22 protein-coding genes are annotated in these 23,889 nt (G+C 66.6%); 16 read left to right on the top strand and 6 right to left on the bottom strand.

Translation table 11 applies throughout. The features are described 5' to 3' along the window. Positions 1-9 precede the first annotated feature (9 nt). Positions 10-906 (bottom strand): nitrite transporter NirC, encoded by an 897-nt coding sequence (gene nirC, locus ODR01_RS15640; RefSeq protein WP_316978620.1) that lies wholly within the window; start codon positions 904-906, stop codon positions 10-12. A gap of 251 nt (positions 907-1,157) precedes the next feature. After that, positions 1,158-2,045, bottom strand: a complete 888-nt coding sequence (locus ODR01_RS15635) for a patatin-like phospholipase family protein (RefSeq protein ID WP_316978619.1) — start codon at positions 2,043-2,045, stop codon at positions 1,158-1,160. Between the two features lie 244 nt (positions 2,046-2,289). Between ODR01_RS15635 and ODR01_RS15630 the strand changes: the two genes are divergently transcribed. The 4 genes from ODR01_RS15630 to ODR01_RS15615 all read left to right on the top strand — a co-directional run bounded on the left by ODR01_RS15630 (position 2,290) and on the right by ODR01_RS15615 (position 8,718). Further along, the gene (locus ODR01_RS15630) at positions 2,290-3,315 is read left to right on the top strand and encodes an ABC transporter substrate-binding protein (RefSeq protein WP_316978618.1); all 1,026 of its coding nucleotides are present in this window, start codon (positions 2,290-2,292) and stop codon (positions 3,313-3,315) included. A 70-nt stretch (positions 3,316-3,385) separates the two neighbouring features. Next, positions 3,386-5,488, top strand: coding sequence for an ABC transporter permease (locus tag ODR01_RS15625; RefSeq protein WP_316978617.1), 2,103 nt, complete (start codon positions 3,386-3,388; stop codon positions 5,486-5,488). Next, positions 5,485-6,549 (top strand): ABC transporter ATP-binding protein, encoded by a 1,065-nt coding sequence (locus ODR01_RS15620; RefSeq protein ID WP_316978616.1) that lies wholly within the window; start codon positions 5,485-5,487, stop codon positions 6,547-6,549. Before ODR01_RS15625 ends, ODR01_RS15620 begins: the two co-directional genes overlap by 4 nt. Positions 6,550-6,630: 81 nt before the next feature. Next, positions 6,631-8,718 (top strand): YgiQ family radical SAM protein, encoded by a 2,088-nt coding sequence (locus tag ODR01_RS15615; protein ID WP_316978615.1) that lies wholly within the window; start codon positions 6,631-6,633, stop codon positions 8,716-8,718. Positions 8,719-8,724: 6 nt separating this feature from the next. Here the strand turns inward: ODR01_RS15615 and ODR01_RS15610 are convergent, their stop codons facing one another. Both ODR01_RS15610 and ODR01_RS15605 read right to left on the bottom strand, forming a co-directional pair. Then, positions 8,725-9,078, bottom strand: a complete 354-nt coding sequence (locus ODR01_RS15610) for a c-type cytochrome (RefSeq protein ID WP_316978614.1) — start codon at positions 9,076-9,078, stop codon at positions 8,725-8,727. A gap of 112 nt (positions 9,079-9,190) precedes the next feature. Continuing rightward, the gene (locus tag ODR01_RS15605; protein WP_316978613.1) at positions 9,191-10,453 is read right to left on the bottom strand and encodes a PQQ-dependent sugar dehydrogenase; all 1,263 of its coding nucleotides are present in this window, start codon (positions 10,451-10,453) and stop codon (positions 9,191-9,193) included. Positions 10,454-10,864: 411 nt separating this feature from the next. Between ODR01_RS15605 and urtA the strand changes: the two genes are divergently transcribed. The 5 genes from urtA to urtE all read left to right on the top strand — a co-directional run bounded on the left by urtA (position 10,865) and on the right by urtE (position 16,528). Continuing rightward, entirely contained in the window at positions 10,865-12,151 is a 1,287-nt protein-coding gene (gene urtA, locus ODR01_RS15600) for an urea ABC transporter substrate-binding protein (RefSeq protein WP_316978612.1), read from the top strand. A 122-nt stretch (positions 12,152-12,273) separates the two neighbouring features. Then, positions 12,274-13,893 (top strand): urea ABC transporter permease subunit UrtB, encoded by a 1,620-nt coding sequence (gene urtB / locus ODR01_RS15595; protein ID WP_316978611.1) that lies wholly within the window; start codon positions 12,274-12,276, stop codon positions 13,891-13,893. Positions 13,894-13,896: 3 nt separating this feature from the next. Next, positions 13,897-15,060 carry an urea ABC transporter permease subunit UrtC gene (gene urtC, locus ODR01_RS15590; RefSeq protein ID WP_316978610.1) on the top strand — a complete coding sequence of 388 codons (1,164 nt, stop codon included), beginning with the start codon at positions 13,897-13,899 and terminating at the stop codon, positions 15,058-15,060. Beyond that, a complete protein-coding gene (gene urtD, locus ODR01_RS15585) occupies positions 15,057-15,824 on the top strand; it encodes an urea ABC transporter ATP-binding protein UrtD (RefSeq protein WP_316978609.1) in 768 nt (255 codons plus the stop codon). The genes urtC and urtD overlap by 4 nt, the downstream gene beginning before the upstream one ends. A gap of 8 nt (positions 15,825-15,832) precedes the next feature. Further along, the gene (gene urtE, locus ODR01_RS15580) at positions 15,833-16,528 is read left to right on the top strand and encodes an urea ABC transporter ATP-binding subunit UrtE (RefSeq protein ID WP_316978608.1); all 696 of its coding nucleotides are present in this window, start codon (positions 15,833-15,835) and stop codon (positions 16,526-16,528) included. Between the two features lie 67 nt (positions 16,529-16,595). Here the strand turns inward: urtE and ODR01_RS15575 are convergent, their stop codons facing one another. Together ODR01_RS15575 and ODR01_RS15570 are read right to left on the bottom strand one after the other, a co-directional pair. Then, the gene (locus ODR01_RS15575; RefSeq protein ID WP_316978607.1) at positions 16,596-16,736 is read right to left on the bottom strand and encodes a hypothetical protein; all 141 of its coding nucleotides are present in this window, start codon (positions 16,734-16,736) and stop codon (positions 16,596-16,598) included. 19 nt (positions 16,737-16,755) lie between these two features. After that, on the bottom strand, positions 16,756-18,348 hold the full coding sequence (locus tag ODR01_RS15570) for a sodium:solute symporter family transporter (protein ID WP_316978606.1): 1,593 nt from the start codon (positions 18,346-18,348) through the stop codon (positions 16,756-16,758). 445 nt (positions 18,349-18,793) lie between these two features. Here ODR01_RS15570 and ODR01_RS15565 point away from each other — a divergent pair, with 445 nt between their 5' ends. Genes ODR01_RS15565 through ureG form a run of 7 tightly spaced genes read left to right on the top strand, consistent with a single transcriptional unit; the run spans position 18,794 to position 23,880 of the window. Then, positions 18,794-19,687 (top strand): urease accessory protein UreD, encoded by an 894-nt coding sequence (locus ODR01_RS15565; RefSeq protein WP_316978605.1) that lies wholly within the window; start codon positions 18,794-18,796, stop codon positions 19,685-19,687. Positions 19,688-19,709: 22 nt separating this feature from the next. Next, the gene (locus ODR01_RS15560; RefSeq protein ID WP_316978604.1) at positions 19,710-20,012 is read left to right on the top strand and encodes an urease subunit gamma; all 303 of its coding nucleotides are present in this window, start codon (positions 19,710-19,712) and stop codon (positions 20,010-20,012) included. A 12-nt stretch (positions 20,013-20,024) separates the two neighbouring features. Continuing rightward, positions 20,025-20,336 (top strand): urease subunit beta, encoded by a 312-nt coding sequence (locus tag ODR01_RS15555; protein WP_316978603.1) that lies wholly within the window; start codon positions 20,025-20,027, stop codon positions 20,334-20,336. Positions 20,337-20,340: 4 nt separating this feature from the next. Continuing rightward, positions 20,341-22,050, top strand: coding sequence for an urease subunit alpha (ureC, locus tag ODR01_RS15550; protein WP_316978602.1), 1,710 nt, complete (start codon positions 20,341-20,343; stop codon positions 22,048-22,050). A 2-nt stretch (positions 22,051-22,052) separates the two neighbouring features. Next, positions 22,053-22,577, top strand: a complete 525-nt coding sequence (gene ureE / locus ODR01_RS15545) for an urease accessory protein UreE (protein ID WP_316978601.1) — start codon at positions 22,053-22,055, stop codon at positions 22,575-22,577. After that, a complete protein-coding gene (locus ODR01_RS15540) occupies positions 22,574-23,266 on the top strand; it encodes an urease accessory protein UreF (protein ID WP_316978600.1) in 693 nt (230 codons plus the stop codon). The genes ureE and ODR01_RS15540 overlap by 4 nt, the downstream gene beginning before the upstream one ends. Beyond that, positions 23,263-23,880, top strand: coding sequence for an urease accessory protein UreG (ureG, locus tag ODR01_RS15535; RefSeq protein ID WP_316978599.1), 618 nt, complete (start codon positions 23,263-23,265; stop codon positions 23,878-23,880). The genes ODR01_RS15540 and ureG overlap by 4 nt, the downstream gene beginning before the upstream one ends. The last annotated feature ends 9 nt before the right edge of the window (positions 23,881-23,889 follow it).

The following is a 23,889-nucleotide window of genomic DNA, read 5'->3' as shown; positions in this document are numbered from 1 at the left end:
GGGCCCCCCTCACTCGCCGGCGGGGGTGGCGACGGGTTCGGCCTTGGCGGCCGGACGAAGCCACGGGAAGCCGTTGCCGTTGGCCTGCCAATAGCCGGCGGCGACGAAAACCACGCCGGCGATGGTGTTGCCGATGGTCACCCACAGCAGGTTGTGGGCCATGCCGGCAAGGCTGACGGTTTCGGGGTGGGCGCCCAAGAGCGCGATGGTGAAGATCGTCATGTTGGCGATCGAATGCTCGAAGCCGCTGGCGATGAAGGCGAACAGGCACCAGAAGATGAGGATGCATTTCGCCGAATCGCTGGTCGCCCTGGCGCTCGTCCACAGAGCTAGGCAGACCAGCCAGTTGCAGAGGATGCCGCGCACCAGAAGCTCCAGGGCAGGAGCGTTCATCTTGGCGGCGGCGACCGTGAAGACGAGATTGGCCCCTTCCTTGAGAATGAGCCCGCCGCCCCCGGCGACGAACAACGACCCCAGCAGGACGGAGCCGGCGAGATTGCCGATCCAGGTCATGGCCCAGGACCGCCCCAGGCTGCCAAGGCCGACGGAGCCCTTGAGCACGCCCAGGGTCATCATCATGGTGTGGCCGGTGAACAGCTCGGAGCCGGCGAAGACGACCAGGGTCAAGGCGATGCCGAAGCAGGCGCCCATGACCAGGGCGCGTACCGAGGGGTCGACCATCTGACCCAGCGAGAAGATGAGAACGATGCCGATGCCCACGTAGGCGCCGGCCATGGCCGCCGCGACCAAAAAGCCGAGCGGGTTCTTGCGCATGGCCTCGTCCTTGGCGACGGCGGCCTGGGCGAACAGATCGATGGTGGTCTGATACATGTCGGTGGCTTCCCTGTGCTTGGCCGGCGCGGCCCGCCTTGCGGCACCCGCGCCCACCACGTGAATTTCTGCCAAGCTGCCGCTCGTTTGTGCGGCGGCGCTGACGCGAAGGGTGCAGGGAATGCTTCGCAATTGACGTGCCATCTCACCGGGGGGAATAATTATCGTGTAAAAACAGTATGATATGGAAAATATCCAAATAATAGTCAGCCGCATAATTTGGCTAAAAATCAGGCAATTGCACAACGGCGCGTTGTGGGCCACCTTTTCGGGCTTCCGAGAAGGATATCCGGCGCGCTCCAAACCCAGCCAGTGGAGGCGGGCGATCAGCGGCTTGGCTGGCGCGTGGCGAAGCGGGCCATCCAGTCGCGCAGGGCGGGGAGGGATTGCACGGCGCACCGGTGGCCCTCGTCGATGGCTTCGGCGGCGCGGTCGAACGCCAGAACGCCGATGTGGCCGAGGCTCGGCGCCAGCAACAGGTGGGGCGGATCGCCGGCCAGCCGGCTGCGCGCGATATGGTCCTGCATGATGTTGATCGAGGTGGCGACGACGTCGAAGACGTTGGATTGGAAGGGCGGCACTGCGGCCGTCGCAGGGGGATCGGCCGGTGGGTAGGCCTTGTCGGCGTTGAGGGTGACGGCGACGATGAAATTGGCGCCCATGGCCCGGCACAGCGACACCGGCACCGGGTTGACCAGCCCGCCGTCGACCAGCCAACTTCCGTTCATCCGAACCGGACCGAACAGGCCCGGTACGGCGATCGAGGCACGCACCGCATCGAACAGCGGGCCGTTGCGCAGCCACACCTCGTTGCCGGTGGCAAGATCGGTGGCGACGGCGGCGAACGGAATAGGCGAATCCTCGATGGCGATGTCGCGGTAATGCTTGCGCAGGAAACGCAGCAGGCGACCGCCGCGGATGATGCCGCCACCCGACAGTCCGGGATCGAGCAAGCCGACGATTTCTCGCCAAGTGAGCGACTTCACCCAGGAGGCGAAAGAGTCGATCTGGCCGGTGACGTAGGCGGCGCCGACCAGCGAGCCGATCGAGCAGCCGCACACCACATCGGGCCGAATGCCCGCCTCGGCCAGGGCCCGCAGGATGCCGATATGCGCCCAACCCCGGGCGCCGCCGCTGCCCAGCGCCAGGCCGATACAGACATCGCCGTGCCGCGCCGTGCCTGGGACCGTTGGTTCGCCGGTGCGGAGATCCATGATCGTCCCTCCGTGCGCGACAACCGAGACAAACCCGGCGGCGCACGGTCGGTCGCCGGAGGGTTCGTAAGCATAGCCTCAAGGGGCTGCCGCGGAAAGGCAACTCTGACGGCCCGCGCATGTCGGTGCCGGCCTTCCGGCACACCGGCGCCAAGGCCCTGAGACGGGACGGGAATGCCTTGCGGAGGGCGAGAGGCTCACAGTAGCATGGGGCTACAATATCCTCAAAAACAGGGAGGCTCGCATGAAGCGATTCGTCATTCCCGTTCTCGTCGCGGCGGCTTTTGCCTTCGGCGGTGGCGATGCGTCGGCCAAGGGCCGGCTGGTGGTCTATTGCAGCGCACTGCCCGATTGGTGCGAAAAGGCGGTGGAGACGTTCGGCAAGTCGAAAGACGTCGCCGTGTCGATGACGCCGATCGGCTCGGGCAGCGGCTATGCCCGCATCCTGGCCGAAAAGGACAATCCGCAGGCCGACATCTGGTACGGCGGTACGCTGGACCCGCACAGCCAGGCCGGCGTCAACGGCCTGCTCGAAGCCTATCAGTCGCCCATGCTCAAGGAAGTCGCCGAGCCCTACCGCAATCCGGCGACCAGCAAGGGCTATCACTCGGCGGGCATCTACGTCGGCATTCTCGGATTCAGCTACAACACCGAGCTGCTGAAGCAGCAGAAACTGGCGGAACCCAAGTGCTGGGCCGACCTCACCAAGCCCGAATACAAGGGGCTGATCCAGATGGCCAACCCGGAAAGCTCGGGCACGGCCTACACGGCGCTCGCCACCTATGTCCAACTGTGGGGCGAGGACAAGGCCTTCGACTACCTGAAGGCGCTGCACAAGAACATCGCCCAGTACACCAAGTCGGGCTCGGCCCCCGGCACCGCGGTGGCGCGCGGCGAGGCTTTGATCGGCTTCGGCTTCCTGCACGACCACGCCAAGGAGATCAAGGCCGGCTTTCCGCTCAAGATGGTAGTCCCCTGCGAGGGGACCGGCTACGAGATCGGTGGCTTGAGCGTCATCAAGGGCGCCCGCAACATGGACAACGCCAAGCTGTTCGTCGACTGGGCGCTGTCGAAGGAAGGCCAGGAAGTGGCGGCGACGACGGGGTCGTTCCAGACGCCGACCAACGTCAACGCCAAGATCCCGCCCGAGGCCATCCGCATGGAAGGCGTCAAGCTCATCAACTATGACTTCGTGAAGTACGGCAGCGAGAAGACGCGCAACCAGGTCATCGACCGCTGGATCAAGGAGGTGAAGCCGCTGGCGCGCTGAGGCTCCGGTGGCGGGGCGCGGAAGACTCCGCGCCCCTCGCCTTCTCTCGCGGATGATGATCCTCGCCCCCTTGGAAGCCGATCGAAGCGGCCGCGCGGTTCTCGTGTGGTCCCTGGCCGGCCTCGCGGCCTTCGCCGTACTGCCGTGGAAGGCCCTCGAATACGGCCTGTTCGATGCCTTGGCTTCGGAGTTGTGGGACGCAGTGGGCTGGCGCCTGACCGGGTTTCTTCCCTGGTTGCCGACGCTGGCCTGCCTGTTGCTTGCCGCCCGTCCCTGGCGCAACACGGAACCCGCACTTCGCTTCCGCATCGACGCGGCGGTCTCCGCGACGACCCTCATCGGCCTGCTGGTCGGCGCCAAGATCCTGGGCGTGCCGCTTGGACTGGGGGCGGCCGTGCAGGTGGTGGTCCTAGGCGCCGTTGCCGCGCTGGCCGTCGCCCGGCTTGGCTACGTGCAGGGCGACGCCTTCATGACCGGTTCGATCCTGCTCATTGCCGGGCTTGTCATCCTTTTCATCCTGTTTCCGATCTCGACCATCCTGATCAAGGTCCTGGTCGACGCCAAGGGCGTCTTCACGCCGTTCCGCTTCGTCGAGATCGTGACGTCGGCCGGCTTCGGCCGGGTGCTCCTCAATTCGATGGTGCTGGCCGCCGCGGTCGGCGTTTCGACCACCGTGCTGGGCTTCGTCTTTGCCCTATACGCGGTGCGCGCCACGTCCCGGTTCCGCGGCCTGATCCGCATCTTTTCGATCCTGCCCATCATCACGCCGCCCTTCGTGGTCGGCCTCGCCCTCATCCTCATCTTCGGCCGCTCGGGCACCATCAACGACGTCCTTGCCGCCCTTTTCGGCAGCAACGGCCTTTTGGTTCCCGACGGCGATCCCGGCTGGTTCCAGCGCTCCGGCTACATCTATGGCTTCGCCGGCATCTTCCTGGCCCAGACCCTGGCTTTCACGCCGGTCAGCTACCTTGTCCTGCACGGCCTGTTCGGGACCATCAGCCCGGCGCTCGAGGAAGCCTCGCTGACCATGCGGGCATCGGACTGGCAAACCTTCCGCCACGTCACCTTTCCGCTGCTTCGGCCCGGCATCGCCAACGCCTTCCTTCTTTCCGTCATCGAATCGCTGGCCGATTTCGGCAATCCCCTGATCCTGGGCGGCGATTTCGACGTTCTGGCGACGGAAATCTACTTCAGCATCGTCGGTTCCCGGCTCGACTACGCCCGGGCGGGGGCGTTGGGGCTCACGCTGCTCTCGATTTCGCTCGCCATTTTCATCATTCAAAACCGCTGGATCGGCCGCAAGTCCTACGTCACGGTCACCGGCAAGGGCACCGGCGGCCATCTGACGGCGATGCCGGAATGGCTGCAACTCGCCTGCGGCGTCATCGTCTACGGGTGGATCGCCTTCAACGCCGTCCTCTACGGCAGCATCTTCATGGGCGGGTTGGTGGTGAACTGGGGTGCCGACTACACGCCGACCTTCGCGCATCACGCCGAACTGTGGCTGGCGGGCCTGGGCTACGGCGGCTGGCCGTCCTACCTCAACACCATGAAGCTCGCGCTGATTGCCGCACCCCTGACCGCGGTGCTCGGCATCCTCATCGCCTACGTCACCACCCGCAAGCGCTTCGTCGGCCGCGGCTTCGTCGATTTCGGGGCGATGGTGTCGTTTGCCATCCCGGGCACGGTGATGGGCGTAGCCTACATTCTCGCATTCAACGTGCCGCCCGTGCAGTTGACCGGCACCGCGCTGATCCTGGTCATTTCGTTTGTCTTCCGCAACATGCCGGTCGGCATCCGCACCGGCGTTTCGGCCCTCTCGCAGATCGACAAGTCGCTGGAGGAGGCGTCGCTGACCCAGCGGGCCGGCTCGCTGCGCACCATCGTCTCGGTGGTGCTGCCGCTCCTGCGACCGGCCATCATTTCGGCCAGCGTCTACAGCTTCATCCGCGCCGTCACATCGGTCAGCGCCGTTATCTTTCTGGTCACCGCCCAGACCAACGTCTCCACCACCTACATCCTGGCCAGGGTCGAGCGCGGCAACTACGGCGTCGCCGTCGCCTATGGTTCCGTTCTCATCCTCACCATGCTGATCGTCTCCATGCTCATCGACCACTTCGTCGGCCGCTCGCGCGTGCAGCGCCGAGTGGCCTGGAAGGAACGCAAGGCATGACCGTCAATGCCGCATCCTGCCGCGTCACCCTTGAAGGCGTCACCAAGGCGTTCGACGGCAACGTCGTCATCGACGCCATCGACCTCGACATCAAGGCGGGCAGCCTGACCACCCTGCTCGGGCCGTCGGGCTGTGGCAAGACGACCATCCTGAGGCTGATCGCCGGGCTGGAGATGGCCGACGGCGGGCACATCCGTATCGGCGAGCAGGACGTCACCGCGCTGTCGGCCAGCCATCGCGACGTCGCCATGGTGTTCCAGTCCTACGCCCTTTTCCCGCACATGACGGTCGAGGAAAACGTCGGCTACGGCCTCAAGGTGCAGAACGTGGCGGCTGCCGAGCGGCGCTCCCGCGTGCAGGCGGCGCTGGCCGACGTCGGCCTGGCCGGCTTCGGCGACCGCTACATCGACCAGATGTCGGGCGGCCAGCAGCAGCGGGTGGCGGTGGCCCGTGCCCTTATTCTCGAACCCAAGGTGATGCTGTTCGACGAACCCCTGAGCAACCTGGACACCAAGCTCAGGCGCAGCATGCGCGAGGACATCCGGCGGCTGCAGCAAAGCACCGGCATCACCTCGGTTTACGTCACCCACGACCAGTCGGAAGCGCTGGCCGTTTCCGACGAGGTGGTGGTGATGAGTGCCGGCAAGATCGCCCAGATCGGAACGCCCGAGGAGCTGTATCGCCGGCCTGCCTCGACCTTCGTCGCCACCTTCATGGGCGATGCCAATATCCTGCAAGGCAAGGCGGCGGGGAGCGGCGGCGCGTTCGTCATCGAAATCGGCGACTACCGGCTGGCCCTTTCCGACGTGCGGCCGGAGGTGTCGGCGGGGCCGGTCAGCATCGCGGTGCGGCCGGAGTCCATGCGGCTGCTGCGCCCGGGAACGGGGGAGGGGCTGCCGGCCGAGGTTCGCTCGTGGGCCTACGTCGGATCGGCCAACGAGTACCTCGTGGACTATCGGGGCGAGGAGTTGTTCGTCATCACGCCGGCGGGGTCTTCCGTATTCCGTCCCGGCGAAGCGGTGGCCGTCGCCATCGATCCCTTCGGCGTCGCCGTCATCTAGCCGAAAACGCGCATCGGTGTTTGCACGCGGCGCCGGGAAGTGCCATATCCTGGACTTCCCCAGCTTGATGTGACCTGTGCCATGCCTGCCGCCAAGGATCTCTTCTCGTATCGTCCCTACTGGGCGCAACGATTCGGCCCGGCGCCGTTCCTGCCGACGTCGCAAGACGAGATGGACCTGCTGGGTTGGGATTCCTGCGATATCGTCATCGTCACCGGCGACGCCTACGTCGACCATCCCAGCTTCGGCATGGCCATCGTCGGCCGCCTGCTGGAGGCCCAAGGCTTTCGCGTCGGCATCATCGCCCAGCCCGACTGGACCTCGGCCGAGCCGTTCGCGGCGCTGGGCCAACCCAATCTCTTTTTCGGGGTGACCGGCGGCAACATGGACTCCATGGTCAACCGCTACACCTCGGACCGTCGGCTGCGCCACAACGACAGCTATACCCCCAATGACGAGGGCGGCAAACGGCCGGACCGCGCTGTCATCGTCTACGCCCAGCGCTGCCGCGAGGCCTTCAAGGAGGTTCCGATCGTGCTGGGCGGCATCGAGGCGTCGCTGCGCCGCATCGCCCATTACGACTACTGGTCGGACAAGGTGCGCCGCTCCATTCTCGTCGACGCCAAGGCCGACATCCTGGTCTATGGCAACGGCGAGCGCGCCATCGTCGAGATCGCGCATCGTGTCGCCAAGGGGGAAAAGCCGCGCGACATGACCGACATTCGCGGCACCGCCTTCCTGCGCGATGCCGTGCCGGAGGGCTGGACGGAGCTGGATCTCACCAGTATCGAGGACGATGCGGCGCGGCCACGCGTCGCCAACGATGCGCGCGAGACCAGCGTCGTGCGGCTGCCGGCCTTCGAGCAGGTGAGCGGCGATCCGGCGCTGTACGCCCACGCCTCGCGGCAGTTGCACCACGAGAGCAACCCGGGCAACGCCCGCGCCCTGGTGCAGCGGCACGGCGACAAGGAATTGTGGCTGAACCCGCCGCCTCTCCCGCTTTCGACGCCCGAAATGGACGGCGTCTACGGCCTGCCCTACGCGCGTGCGCCGCATCCCGTCTACAAGGGCGCGCGCCTGCCAGCCTGGGAGATGATCCGCTTCTCGGTCAACATCATGCGCGGCTGTTTCGGCGGCTGCACCTTCTGCTCGATCACCGAGCACGAGGGCCGCATCATCCAGAGCCGCTCGGAGGAATCGATCCTGCGCGAGATCGAGCAGATCCGCGACAAGGTCGAGGGCTTCACCGGCGTCATCTCGGACTTGGGCGGGCCCACCGCCAACATGTACCGCATGGCCTGCAAGGACAGGAAGATCGAGGCGCTGTGCCGGCGGCCGTCCTGCGTCTATCCCGAGGTCTGCAAGAACCTGAACGCCGACCACGACCCCTTGATCCGCATCTATCGCAAGGCCCGCGAACTGCCTGGCATCAAGAAGGTACTGATCGCCTCGGGCGTGCGCTACGACCTGGCGGTGCAAAGCCCGGCCTATGTCAAGGAACTGGCCTCCCACCACGTCGGCGGCTACCTCAAGATCGCCCCCGAGCACACCGAGGCGGGACCGCTTTCCAAGATGATGAAGCCGGGGATCGGCACCTACGACCGCTTCAAGACGCTGTTCGACCGCTTCTCGAAGGAGGCTGGCAAGGAGCAGTACCTGATTCCCTATTTCATCGCCGCCCATCCCGGCACCACGGATGAGGACATGATGAACCTGGCGCTTTGGCTCAAGCGCAACGGTTTTCGCGCCGACCAGGTGCAAGCCTTCCTTCCCTCGCCGATGGCGGTGGCCACCGCCATGTACCACAGCGGGCGCAACCCGTTGCGTCCGATACGCAGGCACGACGAGGAACGGGTGGTGACGGTGAAGGGGCTGAGGCAGCGCCGCCTGCACAAGGCCTTTCTGCGCTATCACGACGCCGAGAACTGGCCGATGCTGCGCGACGCCCTCAAGCGCATGGGCCGGGCCGACCTTATCGGCCCCGGCAAGCAGCACCTGGTGCCGGCCTGGCAGCCGGTCGGAACCGGCCGGGCCGGTGGCGAGGGCGCGCGCACCGGGCGCAAGCACAAGGACCAGGTGTTCCTGACCCAGCACACCGGCCTGCCGCGCGTGCCCGAACGGCGGGGGGCCAAAGGCCGCGCCAAGCCCCGGTTGGAAAAAGGCCGGTAATGCCGCTTACGGCGGCGGCGTCACGGTAATCTCGATCTCCGAATACCAGGTCGCCAGATCGTCGATGTCCTGATCGGTGAGCGGCTGGGCGACCACGTTCATTACCGGATGGCGGCGCTCGCCGGCTTTATAGGCGCGCAGCTGCAACGCCAGATACTCCGGGACCTGGCCCGACAGGTTGGGCGCATCGGGCGCCCGGCTGACGCCGTCGAGACCGTGGCAGTTGACGCAGGCCTTTGCCTTGGCCTTGCCGGCCGCCGGGTCGCCGGCGACGGCGGCCGTGGGCAGCGCCAAGGCCAGCGACAGGCCGGTGACGAGAAGGAGGGGGCGGCGGGGGCGAAGATCGAAAGGTCGGTTCATGCCGGTGCGGGTCCGCTGGCAGTGGCGGGGAGGGGCGCAGTCGTTGCCGGGCCGGCGGGCGGGACCGGGACGATCTCCCGACCCCGCCCTTCGATGCGGCCTGACGGATGGCCTAATTGCCGTACGAGATGCGGTAGATGGCGCCGGCCTTGTCGTCGGAGACCAGCAGCGAGCCGTCCAGGTAGGTTTTGACGTCGACCGGGCGGCCGCGGTACTCGCCGGTCGTCTCGTCCAGCCAGCCGGAGGCGAAGACCTCGGTCTTGCCGGCGCCACCGTCTTCCTTGAGCGGCGTGAACATGACGCGCGCGCCGACCGGCGTCGTGCGGTTCCACGATCCGTGCTGGGCGCTGAAGATGCCGCCCCGGTACTTCGCCGGAAACGTCCGGCCGGTGTAGAACGTCAAGCCGAGATCGGCTGCGTGGGCGTCCATCTCGACCTCGGGGAACACCGCGTTGGCCGGTGGTTCTGAATTCTGGAACTCAGTGGTTCGCGTCTTGCCGCCGCCATACCAGGGGAAGCCGAAGTGCTGGCCGACGGTGGTGAGGCGGTTGATCTCGCCCGGGGGAATGTCGTCGCCCATGCCGTCGACCTGGTTGTCGGTGAACCACAGCTGCCCGTTGGCTGGGTTGAAGGCGATGCCGACCGAATTGCGGATGCCGGTGGCTACCACCTCGCGCTTGGTGCCGTCGCGCTCCATGCGGATGATGCCGCCGATGCCCAGCTTGCGGTAGGCCTCGACCTTGTCGGCCGGGGTCACGTTGTGCGGCTGGCCGAGCGTGATGTAGAGCTTGTTGTCGGGGCCGATGGCGCAGGTGCGGGCGCCATGGTTGAAGGATTCTTCCTCGGTCGGCACCAACTGGCCCTGATCGACCACCACGAAGGCGGCGACGTCGGGGGTCTCGTAAAAGAACTCGGCAGCCGGATAGACCAGCACCCGGTTATGCTCGGCGATGAACAGGAAGCCGTCGGGGCTCATGCAGAGCCCATTGGGGACGCTCATGCGCAGGCTGGGTGCGAATTCCTTGACCTCGTCGGCCTCCCGGTCCATGTCGCGGTCGGTTGCGGCGTAGACCTTGCTTTTGCGGGTTCCCACGAAGACCGTGCCGACATTGTTGCCGATGGCCATGTGGCGGGCGTCCGGGACGATGGCGAAGAGGTCGATCTTGAAGCCTTGCGGCACCTTGACGTTCTTGAGGAAGGCGCGGATGTTCTCGGCCTTCTTGCCGCCCTGGGGGATGGTGGGGATGTCCATACTGGTCCCCGTCAACTGAAACTTCGACAGTTTTTCCAGATTTCGAGTGTCGTCGGCGGCCGTCGCGGCTGCCGCCGCGAGCAGGAGGGCCGAGGACACGGCGATGACGTGGCGAATGCGCATGGAAGCCTCCGGGCTGAAACGTTGTCGTCCCCTGTCGGGGCGTTGGTCCGCTTGCTTCTTTTTGGCCGCATCCTTCCCCAAAACGCACCTTTTAGACCCTAATTTTATAGTTATTCTAATAAACCATTTCAATGACAATCCAGGGGTAGCTTTACAGTTTCAATTCTCGTGAAGCTAGCAACGCAAAAGTTGTGCATCCGCCGTAAACGATTAAAAATTAATCATCGCTTGGAATTTGTATAAAATTTAGTCGATATGGGGGCGAAGTTCTTGAAGGCGCCAGCCGGAGATCCCCACGCAACATCTTGAAAACAAATCGGTATTCGCGTTCGGGCTGCGGCGTTTGCCGGCTGGTCCGCTTCTTGCGAAGAACGGGGTGGTGCAACAACACTTTGTGGTGGAGGTTTTTCGATGAAGCGGAGCATTCGAACCCTCGTCGGCGCCGGGGCGCTTGCCGCGGTCGGTGCGTGGGGCTGCGGCGCCCAGGCGGCGGGGGATACCATCAAGGTGGGCGTGCTGCATTCGCTTTCGGGGACGATGGCGATCAGCGAGACGACCCTCAAGGACACCGTTCTGATGCTGGTCGACGACCTGAACAAGAAGGGGGGGCTTCTTGGCAAGAAGGTCGAGGCCGTAGTCGTCGACCCGGCGTCCAACTGGCCGCTGTTCGCCGAAAAGGCGCGCGAACTGATATCCAAGGACAAGGTCGACGTCGTCTTCGGCTGCTGGACCTCGGTGTCGCGCAAATCGGTGCTGCCGGTGTTCGAGGAGATGAACGGGCTTTTGTTCTATCCGGTGCAGTACGAGGGCGAGGAAAGTTCGCGCAACGTCTTCTATACCGGCGCCGCGCCCAACCAGCAGGCGATCCCGGCGGTCGACTATCTGATGGGCACCGACGGCGGTGCCGCCAAGCGCTGGGTGCTGCTGGGGACCGACTACGTCTACCCGCGCACCACCAACAAGATCCTGCGCTCCTACCTGCATGCCAAGGGTGTCGCCGATGCCGACATCATGGAGAACTATACGCCGTTCGGCCATTCCGATTGGCAGACCATCGTCGGCGAGGTCAAGAAGTTCGCGTCGGCCGGCAAGCGCACGGCGGTGGTGTCGACCATCAACGGCGACGCCAACGTGCCCTTCTACAAGGAACTGGCTAACCAGGGCATCAAGGCCGAGGACATCCCGGTGGTCGCCTTCTCGGTCGGCGAAGAGGAACTGGCCGGGCTCGATACCGGGCCGCTGGTCGGTCATTTGGCCGCGTGGAACTATTTCATGAGCGTCAAGGCGCCCGAGAACGACGCCTTCATCAAGAAGTGGCACGCCTACATCAAGAATCCCAAGCGCGTCACCAACGACCCCATGGAAGCCCACTACATCGGCTTCAACATGTGGGTGCAGGCCGTCGAGCAGGCCGGCACCACCGAGGTCAACGCGGTGCGCCAGGCCATGTACGGCCAGAAGGTCAAGAACCTCACCGGCGGTGTCTCGGTGATGAACGCCAACCACCACCTGTCGAAGCCGGTCCTGATCGGCGAGATCCAGTCCGACGGGCAGTTCGAGGTGGTGTGGAAGACCGACGGCCTGGTCATCGGCGACGCCTGGTCGGACTTCATTCCGGAAAGCTCGAAACTGACCGCCAACTGGACCTATCCATGGGTCTGCGGCAACTGCGAGAAACCGAAATACCCCGTCAACTGAGCCCAACAGACGACGGAGGCCTCCGCCGGGGTGGTATCGCCTTCCCCGAGCCACCCCGGCGGCAGGACTCGCAGAATCGCCTACTCCCGCCGCCATCCCGCCCTTCCCGCATCGAGGTTCCGATGTCCGTCTCCCTGCGCTCGATCGTCGCGGTGCTGCTTCTGGCCTTCGCCCTTGCGGGTGTTCCGCTCGCCGCCAAGGCCGATGCCGTCACCGACGGGCTGGCCGGCCTGGCCGACCGCAGCTTTTCGCGCAAGGTCGAGGCCGTGACCCAACTGGGCGCCAGCGGCGACAAGCGGGCCGAAATCATCCTCAATGCCCTTCTCGACGGCCGCCTGTACGTGCGTAACGCCGATGGCGCCGTCGTCATCGGCGAGGAACGGGGCCAGGCCTTCCTGGCGGCCGACCCCGTCCTCGGGGGCGAGGCCGCCGAGGCGCCGCTCGCCGATTTCACCAAGATTACCGTCAACAACCGCATGCGCGGCGCCATCCGTGGCGCACTGGGCGCGCTGACCCTGTTTTCCGTCGACGGGGCCACCCGCGCCGCCGCCGCCGATGCCGTCTTCAAGACGCCGAGCGCCGACATGCTGCCGCTGCTCGAAAAGGCCCTGGCCCGCGAAACCGACGCCGGCGTCAAGCGCCGCATGGAGCGCGCCCGCGCGGCCGTTGCCGCCGTTGGCGCCGGCGAGGTGGCCGAACGCCTGGCCGCCATCCAGATCCTGGGCGATTTCGCCGATCCCGACGTCCGCTCGCTGCTGGGCGGCCTGGCGGCGGGGGACGGCGAGGTGGCCCGCGCCGCCGGCCTCACGCTCCGGCGCCTCGACGAAAGCCTCGTCCTGTGGGGGGCGGCGGGCAACGTCTTCCAGGGCGTGAGCCTGGGTTCCGTGCTGTTGCTGGCCGCCGTCGGTCTGGCCATCACCTTCGGCGTCATGGGCGTCATCAACATGGCGCACGGCGAACTGGTCATGCTGGGCGCCTATACCACCTTCGTCGTGCAGGAAGCCTTCCGCACTCATCTGCCCGGCGCCTTCGACCATTCGCTGTTCGTCGCCGTGCCCGCCGCCTTCCTGGTGTCCGGGCTGGTCGGCATCGCGCTGGAGCGCGGCGTCATCCGCTTCCTCTACGGCCGGCCGCTCGAAACCCTGCTGGCCACCTGGGGCATCAGTCTCGTCCTGCAACAGCTGGTGCGCAGCGTTTTCGGCCCGACCAACCGCGAGGTCGGCAGCCCGTCGTGGATGAGCGGCGCCTACGAGACGGCGAGCGGCTTGGTGCTCACCTACAATCGCATCGCCATCATCGTCTTCAGCCTGCTGGTCATCGGCGCCATCGCGCTGGTCCTGCGCAGGACGTCGCTCGGCCTGTCCATGCGCGCCGTCACCCAGAACCGGCGCATGGCCGGCGCCATGGGCATCCGCACCGGGCGGGTCGACGCGCTGACCTTCGGGCTGGGTTCCGGCATCGCCGGCGTCGCCGGAGTGGCCCTAAGCCAGATCGACAACGTCAGCCCCAACCTGGGCCAAGCCTACATCATCGATTCCTTCATGGTCGTGGTGTTCGGCGGCGTCGGCAACCTGTGGGGAACGCTGGTCGGCGCCTTCACCCTTGGCATCGTCAACAAGTTCCTGGAGCCCTATGCCGGCGCCGTGCTCGGCAAGATCTTCGTGCTCGTCGCCATCATCCTCTTCATCCAGAAGCGGCCGCGCGGCCTGTTCGCGCCCAAGGGCCGCGCGGTGGAGGCCTGATCGATGCGCCGCTCCGGCCCCTTCGTTTCGGCCGTCCTCGGCGATGCCGCCGGGCGCATCGTCGTCGGGCTGCTGGTGGCGGCGGCGGTGGCGGTGCCCGTACTCAACCTGATGGTTCCGGCGGGCAGCCCGCTGCATGTGCCTCCCTACGTGGTCGCCCTGCTCGGCAAGTACCTGGCCTTCGCCCTCCTGGCCTTGAGCGTCGACCTCATCTGGGGGTTCGCCGGCATTCTCAGCCTCGGGCACGGCGCCTTCTTCGCCCTGGGCGGTTACGCCATGGGCATGTACCTGATGCGCCAGATCGGCGCCCGCGGCGTCTACGGCAACGCGGAACTGCCCGATTTTATGGTCTTCCTCAACTGGAAGGAACTGCCCTGGTACTGGGCGGGCTTCGACGCCTTCCCGTTCGCGCTCCTCATGGTCGTCCTGGTGCCCGGCGTGCTGGCCCTCGTCTTCGGCTGGTTTGCCTTCCGCTCGCGGGTGACCGGGGTCTATCTCTCGATCATCACCCAGGCGATGACGTTTGCCTTGATGCTCGCCTTCTTTCGCAACGACATGGGCTTCGGCGGCAACAACGGCCTCACCGATTTCAAGGACATCCTGGGCTTCAACCTGCAGGCCGGCGGCACGCGGGCGGCGCTGTTCGCGGCCAGCGCGCTGGCGGTGGCGGGGGCTTACGCGCTCTGCCGCGTCATCGTCGCCTCAAGGCTCGGCCGGGTGCTGCGGGCGGTGCGCGACGCCGAGGGGCGCGTGCGCTTCCTCGGCTATCGGGTGGAAACCTACAAGCTGTTCGTGTTCGTGGTCTCGGCCATGCTGGCCGGTGTCGCCGGGGCGCTTTACGTGCCGCAGGTCGGCATCATCAATCCCGGCGAGTTCGCGCCGGCCAATTCCATCGAGATCATCATCTGGGTGGCGGTGGGCGGCCGGGGTTCGCTGCACGGGGCCATCCTGGGAGCGATCCTCGTCAACTTCGCCAAGACGTTCCTGACCGGCGCCATTCCCGAAATCTGGCTGTTCGCCCTGGGCGGCCTGTTCGTGGCGGTGACGCTGTTCCTGCCCAGGGGCATCGTCGGCACCGTGCCGGCCTTCAGGCTCGGCGGAACCGGCGGCGGCTGGCGCTGGCGCCGCCTGGCGCCGGCCCGTGGCCGGTCGGAGGAGCGGCCATGAGCGAGATTCACGCCAACCCGCAGAAACGCGATACCATCCTCTATCTCGACGGCGTCTCGGTCAGCTTCGACGGCTTCAAGGCGCTCAACAACCTCAGCTTCTACGTCCTGGCCGGCGAACTGCGCGCCGTCATCGGCCCCAACGGCGCCGGCAAGACCACCATGATGGACGTGGTCACCGGCAAGACCCGGCCCGACGCCGGCCAAGTGGTGTTCAACGGCGGCGTCGACCTGACGGCGCTGGACGAGGCGCGCATCGCCAACCTGGGCATCGGCCGCAAGTTCCAGAAGCCCACGGTGTTCGACACCCAGAGCGTCTTCGACAACCTGGAGTTGGCGCTGGCCGGCGGCCGCGGGGTGTTCCAGTCCTTGGGCTTCCGCCTCGCGCCCGAGCAGCGCGGGCGCATCGACGAGATGCTGGAAACCGTTGGGCTCGCCGAACGGCGCGCCGCCCTGGCCGGCGACCTGTCGCACGGCCAGAAGCAGTGGCTGGAGATCGGCATGCTGCTGATGCAGGACCCGCACCTGCTGCTGGTCGACGAGCCGGCCGCCGGCATGACCGACGCCGAGACCGAGGAAACAGCCCAGCTGCTGAAGCGCATCGCCGGCGAGCGCTCGGTGGTGGTGGTCGAACACGACATGGAATTCGTGCGCGCGCTCGATACCCGGGTGACCGTGCTGCACGAGGGCTCGGTGTTGGCCGAGGGCTCACTCGCCGCCGTGCAGAACGATCAGCGCGTCGTCGAAGTCTATCTGGGCCGGTAGGGGGAGCCATGCTGGCGGTCGCGGGAATCGATCTTTTCTACGGGGCCAGCCAGGCCCTGCGCCGCGTCGAGCTGGCGGCCGAGAAGGGCAAGGTCGCCTGCGTGATGGGGCGCAACGGGGTCGGCAAGACCAGCCTGCTGCGCGCCATCGTCGGTCAACAGGCGGTGCGCTCCGGGCGCATCGTCTGGGAGGACGAGGACATCACCGACCTGCCCTCTTACGAGCGGGCGGCGCGCGGCATCGCCTTCGTGCCCCAGGGCCGCGAGATCTTTCCGCTGCTGACCGTCGAGGAGAATTTGCACACCGGCTTCGCGGCGCTGCCCAGAAGCCTGCGCCACGTGCCCGACGAGGTGTTCGACCTGTTCCCCGTGTTGCGCAACATGCTGGGCCGGCGCGGCGGCGACCTGTCGGGCGGTCAGCAGCAGCAGCTGGCCATCGCCCGAGCCCTGGTGACGCGGCCGCGCCTGCTGGTGCTGGACGAACCGACCGAGGGCATCCAGCCGTCCATCATCAAGGACATCGAGCGGGTGATCCGCCTGCTGGCCGGGCGCGGCGACATGGCGATCCTGCTGGTCGAGCAGTATTTCGACTTTGCCCGCGGATTGGCCGACACCTTCGCCGTCATGGATCGCGGCGAGGTGGTTCTGGCGGGAACGGGGGCGGCGATGGTCGAAGACGACGTCCGCCGCTACCTGACCGTCTGAGACAAAAAAAGGCCTCCGGACCGATGCCGGCCCGGAGGCTCAGTCTGACTGACGAAACGAGCGGAGGTCAGTTTTCGTCCGCCTCCTCGGCCGGCGCCTTGGCGTGGCAGAGGTCGGCGATGATGGCGTAGGACGTATAGAGGCCGGCGGCGACGAGCCACAGGATGGTGATCCAGTGGTTGACGATGAACGCTGATTCCGAAAGCATGGCTTGAGCCTCCTCAAATCTACTCGGCCGTAACCGGCGCCGGCTGGTCATTCATCTGAAACCCCGAGTCGAGCATGCCGCCGTAGTCGAACGGCTGCGGCCGGATCAGGGTCCACGGAATGGCGATCAGGGCCGAGACGGCAATGACGATGATGTTGCTGGCGACCACCCCCCACAGCAGATCCATGTCGGTATGGACCCAGTAGGCGACGCCGCAGACCGAGCCGACGATGGTCGCCCAGAAGACCGAGTCGCGGTTTGTCTTGGTCCAGAAAGCCGCCATGATCAGCGGGACGACCGCCGACGAGAAGGCGATGCCCATGGCCTGGTACATGCCGGCGAAGCCAAAGCCGATGGCGCGCCAGTAGATGACGACGGCGACCACCAGCGCGGCGACCACGAACAGGCCCATACGGCTCATCAGCAGCATCTGGCGGTCGGTGGCGTCCTTCTTGAGGTGCCCCTTCACGATGTCGTTCACCGCCACGGTGACGACGGCCAGGATCTCGCCGGCCCCGGTACTGACGGTGGCGCCGCCGACCGCGATGACGAAAGTGGCGAGGCCAACGTAGCCCAGGGTCATGAAGACCATGGTCGGGGCGACGGCCTCGGCTTCCGAGAACAGGATGAAGGCGTCGCCGACGGCATAGGTCTCGCCGACGGTGAGCCCGAGGGCCAGCGCGCCGACCCCCAGGGCGGTGCCGGTGGCCAGCGGAATCGGCCACCAGCAGAAAGCGGCGGCCATGAACGACTTGAAGACCGTCTTCGGATTGTCGGACGCGATGACCCGACCCCAGTAAGTCTGGTTGCACAGCACGGCGCCCAGGTTGCCGATGGTGTTGACGACCAGGAAACCCAGTCCCGCCACATTCAACCAGTTGAGGCCGTCGTACTGGCTGGCGCGTTCGGCCTCGGAAAGGGCGGGTTGCAGCACCGGCTTCTGCTGGATGACGTCGACCACGCCATCATAGATCGCGCTTGGCCCGATCACGACGAACACGCCGATGGCGATGAAGATCAGGCAGACGTACATGATCAGGGTCATGATGGTGTCGGCGAAGATGTTGGCCCACAGCCCGGCGATCGACGAATACGAGATGAAGATGATCACCATGGTGATGGCGATCCCCCAGAACGGCGCCCCGGTGAAGGCCACACCCATGACGGCGCCGCCGGTGACGATCATCAGCACCACCCAGAAGCTGACGATGATGGCGATCAGCGAGTGGAGAAGGTGATTCTTCTTGTCCAAGCGGAAGCGGATGAATTCCGGATAGGAGCGCACATTGGGGGCGATCTTCTTAATCTGGCGGCCCAGGTAGGCCATGATCGGCAGCGGAATCACCGCGCCCAGCGCATACCACCACGGGCCGATGAAGCCATAGACGTACCCGGTCCACGCGCTGATCATCAGGGTGGCCGCCCAGATCCATGTGGCAATGATCGAGGCGTTGATCATGCCGTGGCCGATGTCCCGGCCGCCGGTCAGGTATGCCTCGGCGGTGGCGCCCCGCGTACGGCCGATCAGCCATACCGCGAAGATGTAGATGAAGCCCTGGGCGGCCAGGATCGCAAACATGGTCCACTGGGGCAAAGGTGCCGTATGTTCCAAGCTTTCCTCCCAAACTTAATTTTTAATTAAAAATTTAACCTGAGGACCGGCGGATATCACGAGATGGCTGGTCGTGTCAAAAAGAGGTTCCGGAAACGGCTGACGCCGGCGACGGCGGCAGCATTTATTTCCGTTGAGCGGAAATAATAAAAACCGTCGCTGTTTTTTGCCACATATATTTTTCCGCTTATCGGAAAAATATATGCCCAACGCGGCGGCTCCCCTGCAAGCTGGTGGCGAAAACCGCCCGTTTATTAGGCGGATGGGCAAAGAATGGACACCGACGCCCTGTCTTCAGGCATGAAGACGCCTGAAAACGTCCCCTGTGTCGGCGATCCGCGGCGGCGGCCCGGTTGGCCCGCATCTTGCTGAACCGGTCAGCATCAAAGACTTCGCACGGTTCGCCTCCAGGGGGATCGTCGCGGGCCGTGGCCGGGGGAACGCAATGACGATAGGGACGGCAGTCCGCCATGCCGAAGTTCCGGCGACGCCCGCCGCCCTGCGCTACGCGTCCGGTCCCGGCGTGCGCGGGAAAGCCGATGTCGTCTTCGCCCGCCGCCAGGGGCGCACCGCGCTGGCCTCGCTGTTCCAGCACGATCCGTTGCGCGTTCTCTTTCCGACGCCTCCTTCGGGCGAACTGACGAGCGCCATTCTGGTCACCACGTCTGGCGGCCTGGTCGGTGGCGACGAGATCGCCGTGCGCATCGCCGCCGGCGAAGGAACAGCCGTGCTGGCGAGCCCCCAGGCGGCCGAGAAGATCTACCGTTCGGCCGGCGCCGACTGCCGGATCGACATGCGGCTGCACGCCGGGCCGGACGCCTGGCTGGAATGGCTGCCGCAGGAGACCATCGTCTTCGACGGCGCCCGCTTGCGACGGCTGACCGTGATCGAGGCGGCGCCGGGGGCGCGCGTGCTGGCCGGCGAGATGCTGGCGCTGGGCCGCGCCGCCATGGGCGAACGGCTGCGCGCCGGTCTGCTGCGCGACACCTGGGAGGTGCGCAAAGATGGGCGCCTGAGGTGGGCCGATGCGCTCCATATCGAGGGCGACATGGCTGGCGTGCTTAACCATCCGGCCGGTCTGGGTGGTGCCGTTGCCTGCGCCACCGCCGTTTACGTTGGCGACGACGCGGCGGCGCGGCTCGCGGCCGCCCGCGCGCTGCTGGAGGAAACGGGCGAGGGAGTCCGCTGCGCCGCCACGGTGGTGAATGGCGTTCTGGTGGCGCGCTTCCTGGCCGCCGAAGGGGCGGCCCTGCGCCGCGCCTACGGCGCCTTCTGGGCCGGCTTTCGCCGGGAGGTGGCGGGCCTGCCGGCCCGGCTGCCGCGGCTGTGGCACATTTGAGCGTCTGAAGAGGGGGAAGGTCGTGAACCTGTCACCACGGGAAAAGGACAAGCTGCTGGTCGCCATGGCCGCCATGGTGGCGCGCCGGCGGCTGGAGCGGGGGGTGAAGCTCAATTATCCCGAAGCCATCGCGCTGATCAGCGATTTCGTCGTCGAGGGCGCGCGCGATGGCCGCTCTGTCGCCGAACTGATGAAGGCGGGCGGCGAGGTGATCCGCCGCGAACAGGTGATGGAAGGGATTGCCGAAATGATCCATGAGATCCAGGTCGAGGCCACCTTTCCCGACGGCACCAAGCTGGTGACCGTCCATAACCCCATCCGCTGAGGGAGGCCTGGGATGATTCCTGGCGAGATTTTCACGGCGCCCGGCGAGATCGAGCTCAACGCCGGGCGGGCCGCGGTGACGGTGACCGTCGCCAACACCGGCGATCGGCCCATCCAGGTCGGCTCGCACTATCATTTCTTCGAGACCAACGACGCGCTGGCTTTCGATCGCGCCAAGACGCGGGGCATGCGCCTTGACATTCCCGCCGGCTCGGCGGTGCGCTTCGAGCCCGGACAGTCGCGGGACGTCACGCTTATCGCCTATGCCGGGACGCGCACGGTGATCGGCTTCAACGGGCGCGTCGACGGCCCGCTCAAGGGGTAGGACCATGGCATACAGGATCGAACGGGCTGCCTACGCGGGCATGTACGGGCCGACGGTTGGCGACAAGGTGCGCCTGGCCGACACCGACCTCATCATCGAGGTCGAGGCCGACCGCACCACCTATGGCGAGGAGGTCAAGTTCGGCGGCGGCAAGGTGATCCGCGACGGCATGGGCCAGTCGCAGGTCTCGCGCGCCGCGGGCGCGGTGGATACCGTCATCACCAACGCGCTGATCGTCGATCACTGGGGCATCGTCAAGGCCGACATCGGCATCCGCGACGGCCGCATCGCCGCCATCGGCAAGGCCGGCAACCCCGACGTCCAGCCGGACGTCGACATCGTCATCGGCCCCGGCACCGAGGCCATCGCCGGCGAGGGGCGCATCGTCACCGCCGGCGGCATCGACGCGCACATCCACTGGATCTGCCCGCAGCAGGTGGACGACGCGCTCTATTCCGGCATCACCACCATGCTGGGCGGCGGCACCGGCCCGGCCGACGGCACCAACGCCACCACCTGCACGCCGGGGCCATGGCACATCGCGCGCATGCTCCAGGCGGCCGAGGGGCTGCCGATGAACCTGGGCTTTTTCGGCAAGGGCAACGCCTCGCGCCCCGAGGCGCTGCGCGAGCAGGTGGCCGCCGGGGCCTGCGGGCTCAAGCTGCACGAGGACTGGGGCACCACGCCCGCCGCCATCGATACCTGCCTGACGGTGGCCGACGACATGGACGTGCAGGTCGCCATCCACACCGACACGCTGAACGAATCGGGCTTCGTCGAGAACACCACGGCCGCTTTCAAGGGCCGTACCATCCACGCCTTCCACACCGAGGGCGCCGGCGGCGGCCACGCGCCCGACATCATCAAGCTGTGCGGCGAGGGCAACGTGCTGCCCTCCAGCACCAACCCGACCCGGCCCTACACGGTCAACACCATCGACGAACATCTCGACATGCTGATGGTCTGCCACCACCTCGACCCGCGCATCGCCGAGGACGTCGCCTTCGCCGAAAGCCGCATCCGGCGCGAAACCATCGCCGCCGAGGACATCCTGCACGACCTCGGCGCCTTTTCGATGATCGCCTCCGACAGCCAGGCCATGGGCCGGGTCGGCGAGGTGATTACCCGCACCTGGCAGACCGCCGACAAGATGAAAAAACAGCGCGGCCGCTTGGCCGGCGAGCGCGGCGACAACGACAATCTGCGTGTCAGACGCTATATCGCCAAGTACACCATCAACCCGGCGCTCACCCATGGCATCGCCAGCTATGTCGGTTCCGTCGAGGTCGGCAAGCTGGCCGACCTCGTGCTGTGGCGGCCGATGTTCTTCGGGGTCAAGCCGGACATGGTGCTGAAATGCGGCACCATCGCGGCGGCCGCCATGGGCGATCCCAACGCCTCGATCCCGACCCCGCAGCCGGTCCACTACCGCCCGATGTTCGGCGCCTTCGGCCGCGCGCTCACCCTAAGCTCGGTCACCTTCGTCTCGGCCGAGGGGCTGGCCGGCGGCATCGCCAACGCCTATGAGCTCGCCAAGCCGCTGGTCGCGGTTGGCGGCACCCGCCGGCTGACCAAAGAGGACATGGTGTTGAACGGCTATACGCCCCGCATGGAGGTCGACCCCGAAACCTACGAGGTCAGGGCCGACGGCGAGCTTCTGACCTGTGCCCCGGCCACCGAGCTGGCGCTGGCCCAGCGCTATTTCCTGTTCTGACCATGCGCCGCGCCATCATCCATCATGCGGCCGGAAGCTGGCCCTCCCGCGAAGCGACGGCGACGGTGACGCTGCCGTTCGACGAGCGCCACCGGCGGCGCCTGCGCCTGACCGACGACGCCGGCCAGCCCTTCATGCTCGACCTCGAACGGGCGGTGTTGCTGGCCGAAGGCGACGGCCTGGCCCTCGAAGGCGGCGGCTTCGTGGCCGTCAAGGCCGCCGAGGAGGCGGTGCTCGACATCCGCTGCACCGGGGCCGGCCATGCCGCCCGCGTGGCCTGGCACATCGGCAATCGCCACACGCCGCTCCAGGTGCTCACCGGCGGCCGATTGCGCATCCTGGCCGACCACGTGCTGAAGGACATGGTGGAGGGGCTGGGGGCGGTGGTGATGGAAACCCGCGCCCCCTTCCAGCCGGAACCGGGGGCGTATGCCGACCCATCCGGGCATGGCCACGACCACGGCCACGACCACGGCCACGAGCATGGGCACCGCCACGGCCATGGACACGGGGGAACGGCGGCGTGATCGACGGCGCCATCCTGCTCCGCCTGATGGCCTGGCTGTCGCCGTCGTTTCCGATCGGCGGCTATACCTATTCGCACGGCATCGAGTATGCGGTCGAGGCGGGGCTGATCAAGGATGCCGACGGCCTGGCGGTGTGGATCGAAGGCGTGCTTTCGTTCGGTGCCGGGCGTCTCGACGCCGATTTCTTCCGCGCCGCCTGGACGGCCGTCGACGCTGGCGACGGATCGGCCCTCGCCGACGCCGTCGGCTGGGCCGACGCCTTGCGCGGCAGCGCCGAAGCGGCGCTCGAAAGCCGCAGCCAGGGGCAGGCCTTTCTCGATACCGTGCGCGCCGTCTGGCCCGATCCCTGGCTTGACGCCTGGGCGGCCGAACTGGCCGAGGCGACCGTCCGCCCGGCCCACGCGGTGGCGGTGGCGGCGGCGGCGGCCCGCCTGGGAGCGCCACTTCGCGAATCGCTGGTCGTCTATCTGCACGCGTTCGCCGCCAACCTGGTGTCGGCCGGCGTGCGGCTGATCCCGTTGGGCCAGACCGACGGCCAGCGGACGATCGCCCGCCTGGAGGCGGCCGTCATCGCGGCGGCGGCGGCCGCCCTGTCGCGGCCGTGGAAGGACCTGGGCGGTGCCGCCGTCATGGCCGATTGGACGTCGATGAAACACGAAACCCAATACACGAGGCTGTTCAGATCATGAGTTCACCGCTGCGCGTGGGAATCGGCGGCCCGGTGGGGTCGGGCAAGACGGCGTTGCTGGACCGCCTGTGCAAGGCGTTGCGCGACGACTACGACATCGCCGCCATCACCAACGACATCTACACCCGCGAGGATGCCGAGTTTCTGACCCGCTCGGGCGCGCTTTCCCCCGAGCGCATCGTCGGGGTGGAAACGGGCGGCTGCCCGCACACCGCGATCCGCGAGGACGCCTCGATCAACCTGGCCGCCGTCGATGACGTCACCCGCCGCTTCCCCGGCCTCGACGTCGTCTTCATCGAATCGGGCGGCGACAACCTGTCGGCCACCTTCTCGCCGGAACTGGCCGACCTCACGATCTACGTCATCGACGTGGCGGCCGGCGACAAGATCCCACGCAAGGGTGGCCCCGGCATCACCCGCTCCGATTTGCTGGTCATCAACAAGATCGATCTCGCCCCGCAGGTCGGCGCCAGCCTGGAGGTGATGGACCGCGACGCCCGCAAGATGCGCGGCCAGCGCCCTTTCGTCTTCACCAACCTGAAAACGGGAGACGGACTCTCCACGGTGATCGGCTTCATCGTTGATCGGGGTGGCCTTGCCGCTCAGCGCGGCTGACAGGCAGAA

Origin of the sequence: Shumkonia mesophila (genome assembly GCF_026163695.1) — a bacterium.
GTDB classification, from domain to species: domain Bacteria; phylum Pseudomonadota; class Alphaproteobacteria; order Rhodospirillales; family Shumkoniaceae; genus Shumkonia; species Shumkonia mesophila.
The sequence above is the reverse complement of the archived record's forward strand: the minus strand, read 5'-3'. Positions and strand labels throughout refer to the sequence as shown.

Bases quoted from the DNA above. Each gene is read 5' to 3' on its own strand.
- ODR01_RS15635 (WP_316978619.1), bottom strand. From the start codon at position 2,045: ATGGATCTCCGCACCGGCGAACCAACGGTCCCAGGCACGGCGCGGCAC.
- ODR01_RS15630 (WP_316978618.1), top strand. From the start codon at position 2,290: ATGAAGCGATTCGTCATTCCCGTTCTCGTCGCGGCGGCTTTTGCCTTC.
- ODR01_RS15620 (WP_316978616.1), top strand. From the start codon at position 5,485: ATGACCGTCAATGCCGCATCCTGCCGCGTCACCCTTGAAGGCGTCACC.
- ODR01_RS15615 (WP_316978615.1), top strand. From the start codon at position 6,631: ATGCCTGCCGCCAAGGATCTCTTCTCGTATCGTCCCTACTGGGCGCAA.
- ODR01_RS15610 (WP_316978614.1), bottom strand. From the start codon at position 9,078: ATGAACCGACCTTTCGATCTTCGCCCCCGCCGCCCCCTCCTTCTCGTC.
- ODR01_RS15605 (WP_316978613.1), bottom strand. From the start codon at position 10,453: ATGCGCATTCGCCACGTCATCGCCGTGTCCTCGGCCCTCCTGCTCGCG.
- urtA (WP_316978612.1), top strand. From the start codon at position 10,865: ATGAAGCGGAGCATTCGAACCCTCGTCGGCGCCGGGGCGCTTGCCGCG.
- urtB (WP_316978611.1), top strand. From the start codon at position 12,274: ATGTCCGTCTCCCTGCGCTCGATCGTCGCGGTGCTGCTTCTGGCCTTC.
- urtC (WP_316978610.1), top strand. From the start codon at position 13,897: ATGCGCCGCTCCGGCCCCTTCGTTTCGGCCGTCCTCGGCGATGCCGCC.
- urtD (WP_316978609.1), top strand. From the start codon at position 15,057: ATGAGCGAGATTCACGCCAACCCGCAGAAACGCGATACCATCCTCTAT.
- urtE (WP_316978608.1), top strand. From the start codon at position 15,833: ATGCTGGCGGTCGCGGGAATCGATCTTTTCTACGGGGCCAGCCAGGCC.
- ODR01_RS15575 (WP_316978607.1), bottom strand. From the start codon at position 16,736: ATGCTTTCGGAATCAGCGTTCATCGTCAACCACTGGATCACCATCCTG.
- ODR01_RS15565 (WP_316978605.1), top strand. From the start codon at position 18,794: ATGACGATAGGGACGGCAGTCCGCCATGCCGAAGTTCCGGCGACGCCC.
- ODR01_RS15555 (WP_316978603.1), top strand. From the start codon at position 20,025: ATGATTCCTGGCGAGATTTTCACGGCGCCCGGCGAGATCGAGCTCAAC.
- ureC (WP_316978602.1), top strand. From the start codon at position 20,341: ATGGCATACAGGATCGAACGGGCTGCCTACGCGGGCATGTACGGGCCG.
- ureE (WP_316978601.1), top strand. From the start codon at position 22,053: ATGCGCCGCGCCATCATCCATCATGCGGCCGGAAGCTGGCCCTCCCGC.
- ureG (WP_316978599.1), top strand. From the start codon at position 23,263: ATGAGTTCACCGCTGCGCGTGGGAATCGGCGGCCCGGTGGGGTCGGGC.